General features: G+C 40.2%; 15 protein-coding genes. 12 read left to right on the top strand and 3 right to left on the bottom strand.

Annotated elements, in window-relative coordinates; genetic code table 11:
- The 12 genes from FYJ59_RS13980 to FYJ59_RS13540 form a co-directional block, all read left to right on the top strand.
- Positions 1-211, top strand: a 211-nt coding sequence (locus tag FYJ59_RS13980) for a hypothetical protein (protein WP_205839559.1), incomplete at its 5' end; no start/stop codon positions are given.
- Between the two features lie 192 nt (positions 212-403).
- A complete protein-coding gene (locus FYJ59_RS13585) occupies positions 404-583 on the top strand; it encodes a DUF6462 family protein (protein ID WP_154498841.1) in 180 nt (59 codons plus the stop codon).
- Between the two features lie 95 nt (positions 584-678).
- Positions 679-873 carry a CopG family transcriptional regulator gene (locus tag FYJ59_RS13580; protein ID WP_066548902.1) on the top strand — a complete coding sequence of 65 codons (195 nt, stop codon included), beginning with the start codon at positions 679-681 and terminating at the stop codon, positions 871-873.
- A gap of 14 nt (positions 874-887) precedes the next feature.
- On the top strand, positions 888-2126 hold the full coding sequence (locus FYJ59_RS13575; RefSeq protein ID WP_112483068.1) for a tyrosine-type recombinase/integrase: 1239 nt from the start codon (positions 888-890) through the stop codon (positions 2124-2126).
- 652 nt (positions 2127-2778) lie between these two features.
- The gene (locus FYJ59_RS14525; RefSeq protein ID WP_408646210.1) at positions 2779-3033 is read left to right on the top strand and encodes a DUF6462 family protein; all 255 of its coding nucleotides are present in this window, start codon (positions 2779-2781) and stop codon (positions 3031-3033) included.
- Positions 3021-3251: a DUF6462 family protein gene (locus FYJ59_RS13570; RefSeq protein WP_205839558.1), complete on the top strand. Its 231-nt coding sequence runs from the start codon at positions 3021-3023 to the stop codon at positions 3249-3251. The genes FYJ59_RS14525 and FYJ59_RS13570 overlap by 13 nt, the downstream gene beginning before the upstream one ends.
- A gap of 14 nt (positions 3252-3265) precedes the next feature.
- The gene (locus FYJ59_RS13565; RefSeq protein ID WP_154498837.1) at positions 3266-4063 is read left to right on the top strand and encodes a ParA family protein; all 798 of its coding nucleotides are present in this window, start codon (positions 3266-3268) and stop codon (positions 4061-4063) included.
- 1 nt (position 4064) lies between these two features.
- Complete coding sequence (locus FYJ59_RS13560; RefSeq protein WP_154498834.1) at positions 4065-4277, top strand: hypothetical protein; 213 nt, start codon at positions 4065-4067, stop codon at positions 4275-4277.
- Positions 4277-5197 carry a ParB/RepB/Spo0J family partition protein gene (locus FYJ59_RS13555; protein WP_154498832.1) on the top strand — a complete coding sequence of 307 codons (921 nt, stop codon included), beginning with the start codon at positions 4277-4279 and terminating at the stop codon, positions 5195-5197. Before FYJ59_RS13560 ends, FYJ59_RS13555 begins: the two co-directional genes overlap by 1 nt.
- On the top strand, positions 5197-6300 hold the full coding sequence (locus FYJ59_RS13550; protein WP_154498821.1) for a DUF6017 domain-containing protein: 1104 nt from the start codon (positions 5197-5199) through the stop codon (positions 6298-6300). The genes FYJ59_RS13555 and FYJ59_RS13550 overlap by 1 nt, the downstream gene beginning before the upstream one ends.
- Before the next feature lie 16 nt (positions 6301-6316).
- The gene (locus tag FYJ59_RS13545; protein WP_154498819.1) at positions 6317-6604 is read left to right on the top strand and encodes a hypothetical protein; all 288 of its coding nucleotides are present in this window, start codon (positions 6317-6319) and stop codon (positions 6602-6604) included.
- Positions 6605-6618: 14 nt separating this feature from the next.
- The gene (locus FYJ59_RS13540) at positions 6619-6840 is read left to right on the top strand and encodes a DUF6462 family protein (protein WP_154498816.1); all 222 of its coding nucleotides are present in this window, start codon (positions 6619-6621) and stop codon (positions 6838-6840) included.
- On the opposite strand, the gene FYJ59_RS13535 is transcribed toward FYJ59_RS13540, so the two are convergent.
- The 3 genes from FYJ59_RS13535 to tet(O) form a co-directional block, all read right to left on the bottom strand.
- Positions 6821-7429: a sigma-70 family RNA polymerase sigma factor gene (locus FYJ59_RS13535; RefSeq protein ID WP_154498811.1), complete on the bottom strand. Its 609-nt coding sequence runs from the start codon at positions 7427-7429 to the stop codon at positions 6821-6823. The genes FYJ59_RS13540 and FYJ59_RS13535 overlap by 20 nt on opposite strands.
- Positions 7430-8025: 596 nt before the next feature.
- Positions 8026-9246, bottom strand: coding sequence for a tetracycline efflux MFS transporter Tet(40) (tet(40), locus tag FYJ59_RS13525; RefSeq protein ID WP_154498808.1), 1221 nt, complete (start codon positions 9244-9246; stop codon positions 8026-8028).
- Between the two features lie 50 nt (positions 9247-9296).
- On the bottom strand, positions 9297-11216 hold the full coding sequence (tet(O), locus tag FYJ59_RS13520; RefSeq protein ID WP_117477955.1) for a tetracycline resistance ribosomal protection protein Tet(O): 1920 nt from the start codon (positions 11214-11216) through the stop codon (positions 9297-9299).
- Positions 11217-11600 lie beyond the last annotated feature (384 nt).

Here is an 11600-nt window from a genome sequence, read left to right as displayed (position 1 = left end):
ATGTACCTTGACAATTTCATATACAAATGCGTACAGGACGTGTGGAATATGTGGAGCCACTATGCGGACACGCCAAGAGATACCTGCTTTCTTTTATAGAGAAGGTTCATACGAAGGAATACTGAAATCTGGTATTGAAGTTAAGGTAAGTAGCGAGGGAAGTCTGGCAAAATGTGCAGCAGTTGCACGGGGCAAAGATACATATTTTTGATAATGATACTTCCGGAGAAATCCGGTCAATTTGGATGACGGTGCGATACCGATGTGGACAGAGTAATGACCTGTCACCTGTATGGATTTTTTGTTATCTGCTGATGAGAGATAGGAGCATGGGTTCCTGTTTGTCATGGGCAGATAAAGTGCTGCCTATTTTATTAGGAAAGAGGTGATAGTTGTGGAGCGAATGAAAAATGGAAAGAGGTTTGTTCGCTACAAAGAGGGAGCAGAAATGTATAGTATGTGCCAGAGCAAGTTTGAGCAGATGGCAAAGGATGCAAAGGCAATCTATAAGGTAGACAAGCTGGTGCTTGTAAACTGCGATATTTTTGAGGAATATTTGGAAACTTTTAGAATATATGTGTGATGATTTTTATTCAAGAGATTTTGCAGTAGAAAACACTTGACTTTTCGTATACGAAAAGTATAATGGTATATAGAAGTGATTGGAGGTGCATACGGATGGCTAAAATGGGTAGACCAAAATCTGATGCCCCAAAACTGAATACATTAAGTGTAAGGGTAACAGATAGCGAGCTGCAAAAGCTAAAGGAATATGCGGACAGTCACGGAATGACCATAACTCAATTATTGCATACAGGTGTTGATTTATTACTTAGGACACCGGATGCAGAGGTGCAAAATCTCTTTCCTTGAAGAAAGGAGTAGAGATGGCAAAAGCAAGAAAAGACAACAAAGGCAGAGCATTACGGAAGGGGGAATCCCAGAGAACGGATAATACATATGTATATACTTACACTGATCCGTTCAAGAAACGCAGATTTGTATATGCCAAAGATTTGCAGACACTAAGACAAAAAGAAGCAGATTTGATAAAAAATCAGCTTGATGGATTAGATGTTTATGTAGCTGGTAGTGCAACTTTGAATTTTGTGTTTGACAGATATATGTCAACGAAGTATGACCTACGCAAGACAACACGTTCCAATTACAATTATATGTATGACCATTTTGTAAGGGACGGATTTGGACAGAGAAAAATCGGAGAGATAAAGTATTCCGATGTAATGTATTTTTATTACTATCTGTTAAATGAGAAAGACTTGCAGGCAAATACAGTCGATACGATTCATACGGTGCTTCACCCTACATTTCAGTTGGCAGTGCGTGACGGAATAATCCGCACAAATCCTTCTGATGGTGTCATGGCAGAAATTAAAAGAAAAGCAGGGAAGAACAAAGGCATTAGACACGCTTTGACGGTAGAGCAGCAGAGGGCTTTTATGAATTATACCGCAAACAATCCAATCTTTTACCATTGGCATCCATTATTCACAGTTTTATTGGGAACCGGATGCAGAATTGGAGAAGTGATTGGTTTAAGGTGGGAAGATTTGGACTTTGAAAACCGTCTTATCAATATCAATCATAGCGTGACCTATTATGCCAGAGAGGGCAGTAAAACACGCAAGTCAGAATTTGCGGTGTCACTTCCAAAGACAGAAGCGGGTATCCGGACTGTTCCGATGATGGATGCGGTTTATAATGCATTCAAAGAGGAATATGAGGTGCAGAAAGAAAATGGTTTCAACAGTACCGTGATTGATGGTATGACAGGCTTCATTTTTTGTAACCGCTTCGGTAATATTCATAATCCACAGACTGTTAATCGGACGATTAAGAGGATCTTGGAGAACTATAATGCTGAGGAAGTAGTCAATGCCAAAAAGGAGAGACGGCAGCCTGTTATTATTCCACATTTTTCCTGTCATCATTTACGGCATACCTTTTGTACGAGGTTCTGCGAAAAGGAAACAAACATAAAAGTCATTCAGGCTGTCATGGGACACGCTAACATTGAAACAACGATGGATATTTATGCGGAGGTCACAGACGCAAAGAAAAAAGAAGCAATAGAAAACTTATCACACAATCTTGATATATTTTAGGGAAGAGTCCTTAAAATTGAATGTGTGAATTACAACTACAAAATCATTGATTTACTACTTAGTTACTACGAATTTTGCTTGCATGGTACTGAATAATACATGATAATACATTGCAGAGAGTTAGCAAATACGTGGTAATACTTCATAATAGGGGACAATACCTCTTCTTCTTGGGTATTCCCGACGATGAAATCGCTTAATTAGACGGTTTTCTACGACATTCTACGCCGTTATACGGGGTCGGATAAACCGATATAAACTGACATAAACAGTCAACAAAACATCTAACAAATCACGTTCAATCTTGAGACGTGACGGTGAAAATGTGTTGTAGACTAGTCAAAATCACGGATGAAGACGTTCGTATTGTTCAAGTAAATATAGTATCTTGAGGGATAGCTTAAGATAAAAATACAGACACTTTGTTACAGGTGAAAACCTGAAACAAGGTGTCTTTTTTATTTTCTCGGAACTCTCCATAGAGCTCCATACGCGTTCATAGAAGCAGGCAAAATCGCTCGAAAATGATGTGTCCTCTGTGTGGCAAATTGGATTGTGGGAAATTGCAATTTGGTTGAATACAAATCAATATGCGCCCATATAAACTGCCACACACTATTACAAACTGCTATAAACAGTTGTCCGAGAGGAGGTGATTTACCTGGAAAAAGCAAAGAAAAGAAGGCATGGTCCAGATCTTGAAAAGTACATTCGTGTTGAGCGAAGGTATACAACCTACAGAGAGGCATCAAGGTTTTATTCTATTCAATATTATAGATTGGTTAGATTAGCGAAGGAAGCAGATGCATGTTGGAAAATACGTAAGACCGTATTGGTGGATTTGGACAAGCTGGATGAGTACATTGAGAATTTTAAGGATGGAGGAAACGAGTCATGGGATACATGAGAAAAAAAGAATGTTCTGAGGAAGTAAAACAGCTAATCAAGGATGGAAGAAAGAAATTTGTGAGAGTAGATGAAGGAGCAATTCTTTATTCTATGGGAGTTCATACATTTCGAAAGTTAGCTGATGAAGCTAGAGCAGTATATCACATTAAGAAAACTGTATTGATAAACACTAAGATTATAGACGAGTATCTTGAACACTTTAGAGATGAGATTTAGGAGGATGATTATTTATGTGTAAGGTTATTGCAATTGCAAATCAAAAAGGTGGAGTTGGCAAAACTACCACAGCTGTAAATTTAGGGATCGGTCTTGCAAGAAAAGGAAAGAAGGTTCTTTTGATTGATGCGGATCCACAGGGTTCTATGACAGTCAGTCTTGGATATGATCATCCGGATGAACTTGAGGTTACATTATCAACGGTAATGTTAAAGATATTGAATGACGGAAATGATTGTGAGATTTCAGTTGAGGAGGGAATTTTACACCATGCAGAGGGTGTAGATCTTATGCCAGCAAATCTGGAGTTGTCAGCATTAGAGGTATATCTGGTAAATGCAATTGCCAGAGAGTCTATTTTGAAGCTCTATGTGAATGCAGTCAGAGCAAAGTATGACTACATTATTATTGATTGTATGCCTTCTCTTGGGATGATGACTATTAATGCACTTACAGCTGCAGATAGTGTGCTTATTCCTGTTCAGACAGCGTATTTACCGGTGAATGGATTACAGCAGCTAATTTCTACTATTAATAAAGTAAAGAGACAACTGAATCGTAAATTGAAGATTGAAGGCATCGTAATGACTATGGTGGATTTTAGAACAGTATACGCAAGAGATATCTTTGAGAAGATTCATCTTACTTACAGTGATTCGGTTGGAACTTTTGAAACATATATTCCGATTTCGGTTAAGGCAGCTGAAACAAGTGCAGAGGGTAAAAGTATCTTTGAACATTGTGGTTCCGGCAAGGTAGCTATTGCTTATGGAGAACTTACCAAAGAATTATTGGAACATGAAGGTGAGTAAAATGACTGAATACAATCAGAACGATTTGAATGTGATTATGGCATTGGCGCTTATTCAAGGTTTGTATAACAAAGGTCAGATATCACTTAAGGTTTATAAGAAATGTAAAGATGATGCTTGGAATAGAATCGAAGATGAAGCGAACAGAGAGAAGATGAATCAGCTTTTTATTCCAAGTTACAATTGCAAAGATAAGAACAGGAGATTGAACTAATGAAGCAAAGACCAGGCGAAAAAATAAAGATGTTATCAGTTGACGAGTTATTAGGAGTTCCTACAGGAGATCCGGTTACAGATATATTAGTAGAAAAAATTTATCCATTCGAAGGACATCCCTTTAAGGTTGTTGATGATGAAAAAATGGAGGAACTAGTTGAAAGCATTGAGCATAATGGTGTGCTGACTCCTGTAATTGTCCGTCCGGATGATGAAGGTGGATATGAGATGATTTCTGGTCATCGTAGGCTATTTGCAGCTAAGAAGGTTGGATTATTGGTTATTCCAGCAACCATCAAGGAGATGACAGATGATGATGCTGTTATCGCAATGGTAGATAGCAATATTCAGAGAGAGGAGATTCTCCCAAGTGAAAAAGCTTTTGCATATCGAATGAGATATGAGGCTATGCGACATCAGGGGATGAGATCAACTTCGTCTCAAATTGAGACGAAGTTACGAGCTGATGAAGCATTGGCTGAACAGGTAGGTGAAAGCAGGGCTCAGGTTCAGAGATTTATCCGATTAACAGAAGTAATTCCAGAGCTATTGGATTTAATTGATCGTGGAAACATTGCTGTTATGACCGGAGTGGATATTTCGCATTTGGATGAAAAGATTCAGAAGTGGCTTTACGAATATATAAAGGATAATGGTGTGATTAAGTCTTATCAGATTTCTGCATTAAGAGATGAAATGAATATGGTAGATAATATTACGAGAGAAGATGTATTTCGTGTGTTAAATGATTATCTGCCAGGAAGAAAACCTTCTATGCGTTTGAATTTTACATCTAACCAACTTAGAAAGTATTTCCCTGCATATTATACAGCGCAGGAAGCTAAATCAGTTATAGAGAATCTTTTAGAACAGTGGAAAAAGGAACAGGAAAAGAAAAATCAGGCAGGTGATCAGTAATGGAGTTCAACTACTACTATGGAGCAGAGGCTGAACAATTTAGTTTTATAAGGATACCGAAGGTAATGTTGACAGAGGAGAAATTCTCTTCTCTGTCACTTGCTTCAAAAATATTATATGGTGTTCTTTTGGATAGAATGTCTTTATCTGTAAAGAATGGATGGCTGGATGAAGAACAGAGAGTATTCATTATTTTTAAGATTGAAGAAATTCAGGAACTTTTAGGTTTCTCGAAAAAGAAATCTATTGAATACTTGGGTGAGTTAGAAGCATTTGGTTTGGTGGAGAAAAAAAGGCGTGGATTAGGTTTGCCAAGTATTCTTTATATTAAGAGTTTTATGACCGCTTCTAGTGAACATGGAACTTCCAGAGGTGTCGAAATCGACACTTCTGTGTCAGAAAAAATAGGTAGTATATCTGACGAAAACGAAGCGGAAGGAGTTGATGAAGCGTGTTTTTCAGAAGGAAAAGTAGTGATTGCTGCATTGAAAAGCACCGAAAATAGTAGATTCCAGGGGAAAACAATAAAATCGTCTGAGGAATCTTGTGTCAGAAGTGTCGATTTGGGAACCTCTGGAGGTGTCGAAATCACACTTCAAGAAGTGTCGGAATTGGAACCTCAAGAAGTGTCAATTCAGGCACCACTTAAGATTAATACTAATATAAATAATACATATATGAGTAATACTAAATCTAATCTTATCTTATCTGCAGAAGAAGGGATGGGATTGGATGAGATGAGGGCATACTCTGAAATCATAAAAGCGAACATTGAATATGATTGTTTGCTTGCAAGGTATTCGTACGAGAAGGATCTTGTTCATGGAATTTATGAATTAATCCTGGAGATGGTCCTATGCAAAAATGAATATGTTGTTATAGCAAGCAGTTCATATCCGGCAGAACTTGTAAAATCAAAATTTCTTAAACTGGATTACTCACATGTTGAATATGTTCTTGGATGCTTTCAGAGTAACACTACAAAGGTCAAAAACATCAAGAAGTATTTATTGGCTGCATTGTTTAATGCATCAAGTACAATTAGTGGCTATTATCGAGCAGAGGTAAATCATGATATGCCTCAATTTGTGATAGCAAAATGAAGGGAGAATTAGCGTTATGGTTAGAGTATTTTTGAAGGTCGGTGCAATACTAGTTTGTTTATTGCTTTATCTGCTTGGTGGAATATACGATGTAGGTTTAAGAATATATAGTTTAGGTGCTGGAATAGTCTATCTGTTATTATTTGTATGCGTTTTGTTAGCAGTAGTGAGTGGGCAATGGACAAGTGCTGGAATATTAGTGGGAATTATACTTGGGATGTTTGTTTTAACAGCACTCGTTGGAATAGCAGGTGCAGTTCTTGAGGTATGGAAGAATAAAATAAGAAGCTTCATTATGGCATAGAAAGGAGATTAAAAATGCCGCGAGAAAGAAAAAAGTGTACCAAAGAGGAACTAGAGCATTTAGTCGGCAGTGGCGCAAAAAAGTATGTGCGTTATGAAGAAGGAGCAAAACTCTTTTCTGTAGGCCGTAATACCTTTATTGAAATGGCTAAGGATGCAAATGCAGTGTTTAAGTATAAGGGTGTTGCTTTGGTGAATATTGAAAAGGTGAATCGATTTATAGAAGAGTATCTATAAAAATAACTCCCTTTTTACATTTGTGTGTTTTATAATATAGATAGATAAAATTCTGATTTTTAGAATTAGACAAATTTGAATTTTCTATTATCTTTCTTAGTTTTATTAGGATTCTGGCTTTGCGTTTGTTTACAACGCTCTGGGTTATGCCCAACCTCGCCCCGACTTCACGCTCGGAAAGTCCGTCAAAAAAGATTGCCTGTATCAGCTCCTGTTCACTATCCGACAGCAAAGGCAGGGCGGCTTTCAGCCTGTCCACCATGACCGCATTGACAACGGTTTCTGCAATGTCCACCGCTTCATCAGTGATAAAGTCCAGAGGATTCCCCTCGCTGTCCGTAAATCCGTCGAGAGATAGCAGTCTATTCTTTGTATCTAATTTTTGCAGATAACGCCACCGTTCCTTGTCACGGTAGAAGTCTGTGTATTGCTCCCTCACGACTTCAAGCAGACAGCCTTGAATGGGGATAAACAGCTTGTCCATATAGGTCTGGTCGGATTCCCTGCAACGGCAGAACTCCGTGTAGGATAATTCCACATAGCCGCCACTTTCTCTGATATATACCTTTCTTGGTGCATATTTCACCATAAATACCTCCCATCTGAATTTTTGAAATGTAAAAAATCCAGATGGAGAGGCGGAGAACGACACCGCATATCAGAAACAGCCCTACGGCACTTTCCAACAAAAATCGACAAAAGAAAAACCGCAAAGGCTCTGTGACCTTTACGGTTATAGGAAATAGTAATTCTATTGTATGGAGATTGTACTTCTACTTTCAAGGTGAGAAGTACCGTTGCACTGGCAGAAATTTTTTTAACTGGTTTCCTGCCGTTCTCTGATATGCTATGTATTGATAAATTTTGCTTCGTATGAGCAGATAGATAACTGCCCGAAAAAAGGACATAAAAAAATCCTTCCAAATTTAAAAACAAATTCAGAGGGTAATTTAGGGTATAACAAAATAACCCACCCGAATATCGTTTTTTTTATTTGGTGAGTTTGTTCTTTCAAATACGAAACAAATGCTCATGTACGGTAAAGTATCACAAGAAAATTATGTCGAATTGACAGCCGCCTCCGCTATACCGAATAAGGAAATAAAGAGTCCTCAAATTTTGCGCTACTAAATGAAGACGAGCGGAAGTAATCTCCCGCTCGTCAGTAAACTTAACTATGCCATATCAATCCCGCTTCTTTCCCGCCACCGGCACTAAGAACAGCGCGGGCAACAGCAGGAAAGCGGTACAGACCAGCCCCCAGGGTATGGACACCTGCTGGGCTACCAGCCCCACAATAGGCCCGCCGATGATCTGCCCGAAAGAGTCCAGCTGTCCGCTGGTGGAAAAGACTGTGGCGCGCATTTTCTCATCCACATGGTCGTTCATCCAGGCGGCCAGCACAGGCTCCTTGATGGTGCGCATAAGCCCCGCCAGCAGGAACACCAACAACATGAACCAAAAGCTCCGCCCCACCGCGAAGAGAACCAGGCACAGGATATACCCGGCGCTGGTGGACATGACCACACTGGTTCGGCTGACAGTCCCTTTTTTCTCCATGCGGGCGATGAGCAACTGAGAAGCCAGAATACCTAAGCCGTTGCCGATAAGACTGATAACACCGAACCAAGTGACGCTGTTCAGCGGCCCGATAACGGGTATTACCGTGTCATCCAGAAAATGAGCGGTGGAGAGCCGGTCAAAGCCTTCACTGGCAAGTCCCCCGCATAGTGTGATTGCTAAGAGCGCCAGCAACACAGGTGCGCCTTTCACAAAGCCCAGGTTGAGCTTGAACAGGCAGACAAAGTCTTTAAGCAAGCCCTGCCGTTCCTCAATAGCAGGGGAGAAGTTGGTTTCTGGCATGATGCGAACCATCACCAGCCCCAACAACAAGCACAAACTGCCCCCCAAGATGGCAGGCATTTGCAGGTTTATGTTTCCCAGCAGTGTGCCCAGCACCACGCCCAGAACGCCGCCGATTTGCCCCATTTGACTGCCCCGCAGGAACACCTTGTCTATGGGTTTGTCCTCTTCCTCCGAGGCAATCCACGCCTCCAGAGCGCCGGTGATGAAGGTATCACCGCAACCCCAGACAACCTGGGCCAGCAGAACCGGCGCGAACCACGGTAGCGCACCCTCCATCAGAAAGCCCAGGCCGTAGAGGAACATTCCAATCAGCACCGAGCGCCGACGGCTATACAAATCCGCCACCACACCGGTGGGTATCTCGAACAGAAAGCAGGAGGTCTCCAGAACCGTCCCTACCAGGACAAGCTGGAAAGCATCCAGCTGCACCACCTCCAGGTGGTACACGATGGAAAGCACTGTGGACATAGAAACCGCCAGGGAACAGACAAATCGGAACAGCAGGTAGACAGAATATGCCTTTGAATTTTTAGCAAACATGAAGTTACATTCTCCTTTCAAATCTCATTTTATATGACTTTTGCAAGCTGTTAAGCTAACTTGTGGAACATATGCCGAACCTTATCTATACGGCTATTCGGGCGGCGGGGTTGGCAAATAAATTTACCAATAGCTGGCTGGTATCCTTTTAACTCTGTCAAGCAGACTCCCTGCCCATTTGTGAAATAAGTTAAATCGTTCCTGTATTCTTGAATACATCTAGCAGGGATTTCTCCTTTCAGAATGACCTCGTCATTCTTTATCTGAGTACTTACAATATCTGCACAATACCTTGGAGCATCATGATACGCCCGTGAGAGATATTCCTGCGGTGCATAAATTTCAAAGTGGAGATATGGCTCTAATAGTTCTGTCCCTGCTTTTTTTAAAGCCTGCTCCAATACGATAGGGGAAAGCAGCCGAAAGTCTGCGGGGGTACTTACAGGACTATAATACAATCCATATTCAAAACAGATTTTACAGTCTGTCACTTTCCATCCATACAGCCCCTGCTCGCAGCCATAAAGAACCCCCTCCATAACCGCATTTTGGAACGATTGATTTAAATATCCAAGTGAAACTCTGCTTTCATACTGCACTCCGCTTCCAATAGGGAGCGGCTCTATGGACAACCCGACAGAAGCCCAGAAAGGATTTGGCGGGACTTCTATGTGGATGGTATATTCTGCTTTTCTAAGCGGTCTTTCCATATATATAACAGTAGGCTCTTTTATTTCTGCCTCCACATGATATTTTTCCTCAAGGATGGCACAAATGACTTCCATCTGCACATTCCCCAAAAAAGAAAGTATAATCTCATGCGTTGTAGTATCCACATAATATTTTAAAAGAGGGTCGCCATCTGAAATTTCTGTAAGTGCCCCAAGCAATATTTCCCGCTGTTCAGGTTTCTTTACTGCAATCGTTGTTTGGAGCATAGGGAGAGGATTTTCAATAAATTTTCTCTGCGGCAACAGCATTTCGTTCCCCAAAATACTGTTTAGCTGCAAAACATCATTTGGTAAAATTACAATATCACCAGAGCAGGCTGTATCGGATGGATATAATTCACCGTTTGTCGGAACACACATCTCTGTGATTTTTATTTTCTCTTTTTCAGATATTCTAATAACATCCCTCAAATGCAATGTTCCGCTATATATACGCACATAAACAAAACGCCGCCTTTTCTCTGAATATTCAATCTTAAAAACCTGCCCGCATAATTCAGATTGACCTTCAGGCGTTGATGAATAAAATTTACTGGCAATCACTTCTATAAGCTGCCGAATCCCCAGATTGTTTTTAGCGCTTCCGTGATAAACGGGAAATAACGTTCCGTTTTGGAATCTCCTGTTTTCTTCCTGTTCCAGTTCTGACATTTTAAACGGTTTCCCTGACATATATTTCTCTAATAGTTCATCGTTTCCCATAATTACCGCATCCCACTGTTCCATATCGTCATTGTCCGTTACATTTATATGGGGATGCTGCCCAACCTTTTGCTTCACTATAATTTCCGAAGAAAGCTTTGCTTTCATTTCCCGATATACCATTGGCAAATCAATCCCCTCTTGGTCAATTTTATTGATGAAAAAGATTGTCGGAATCTTCATTGTCTGTAGTGCATGAAACAGTATACGGGTCTGTGCCTGTATGCCATCCTTTGCAGAAACTAATAATACTGCTCCGTCTAAAACGGATAAAGAACGGTATACTTCCGCCAAAAAATCCATATGGCCTGGCGTATCTATAATGTTGACTTTTACATCCTCCCACTGAAAAGATGTCACTGCTGTCTGGATAGTGATTCCCCTTTGACGCTCCAAATTCATTGTATCTGTCCTTGTTGTGCCTTCATCTACGCTCCCTAGTTCTGCAATTGCACCACTGGTATATAATAAACTTTCCGTTAATGTTGTCTTTCCTGCGTCAACGTGAGCCAGAATGCCTAAGTTAATTATTTTCATGTGATTTTCCTCCTATCAACACCCAAAAAAGGGCATAAAAATACCCAGTGATAAATACTCCTATCACTGGGTAAATAACTCCAATAGCCCCAAAACACTTATATGTTTTCGGGCATATAAAATTACATGATAAAAGTATTCTTAAACTGGGTACAAAAAACTAAGCCCCATATTAAAAGTGAAACGGGACTGCTACTTTTTGTTCCCACTATCAAATTGACAGTTTATTTAAGAATACCTTGCCGCATATTTATTAACTCCCATAATAATCTTTGTTTTTCTCTTGTTAACTCGCTTTTTCTTACATTTTCTTTTTTTCATAGAGATGTTATCTAAGTCTATGCCATTCCCCTAGGCCCAAAATCATGGATATCAGGATGTTTG

This window comes from Waltera intestinalis (genome assembly GCF_009695995.1).
Classification (GTDB): Bacteria; Bacillota; Clostridia; order Lachnospirales; family Lachnospiraceae; genus Acetatifactor; species Acetatifactor intestinalis.
Note: the sequence above shows the minus strand (reverse complement) of the source record. Positions and strands in the feature narration are given on the sequence as shown.

Bases quoted from the DNA above. Each gene is read 5' to 3' on its own strand.
- FYJ59_RS13550 (WP_154498821.1), top strand. From the start codon at position 5,197: ATGGAGTTCAACTACTACTATGGAGCAGAGGCTGAACAATTTAGTTTT.
- FYJ59_RS13580 (WP_066548902.1), top strand. From the start codon at position 679: ATGGCTAAAATGGGTAGACCAAAATCTGATGCCCCAAAACTGAATACA.
- FYJ59_RS13555 (WP_154498832.1), top strand. From the start codon at position 4,277: ATGAAGCAAAGACCAGGCGAAAAAATAAAGATGTTATCAGTTGACGAG.
- FYJ59_RS13585 (WP_154498841.1), top strand. From the start codon at position 404: ATGAAAAATGGAAAGAGGTTTGTTCGCTACAAAGAGGGAGCAGAAATG.
- FYJ59_RS13545 (WP_154498819.1), top strand. From the start codon at position 6,317: ATGGTTAGAGTATTTTTGAAGGTCGGTGCAATACTAGTTTGTTTATTG.
- FYJ59_RS13535 (WP_154498811.1), bottom strand. From the start codon at position 7,429: ATGGTGAAATATGCACCAAGAAAGGTATATATCAGAGAAAGTGGCGGC.
- FYJ59_RS13575 (WP_112483068.1), top strand. From the start codon at position 888: ATGGCAAAAGCAAGAAAAGACAACAAAGGCAGAGCATTACGGAAGGGG.
- FYJ59_RS13570 (WP_205839558.1), top strand. From the start codon at position 3,021: ATGGGATACATGAGAAAAAAAGAATGTTCTGAGGAAGTAAAACAGCTA.
- FYJ59_RS13565 (WP_154498837.1), top strand. From the start codon at position 3,266: ATGTGTAAGGTTATTGCAATTGCAAATCAAAAAGGTGGAGTTGGCAAA.
- FYJ59_RS13540 (WP_154498816.1), top strand. From the start codon at position 6,619: ATGCCGCGAGAAAGAAAAAAGTGTACCAAAGAGGAACTAGAGCATTTA.
- FYJ59_RS13560 (WP_154498834.1), top strand. From the start codon at position 4,065: ATGACTGAATACAATCAGAACGATTTGAATGTGATTATGGCATTGGCG.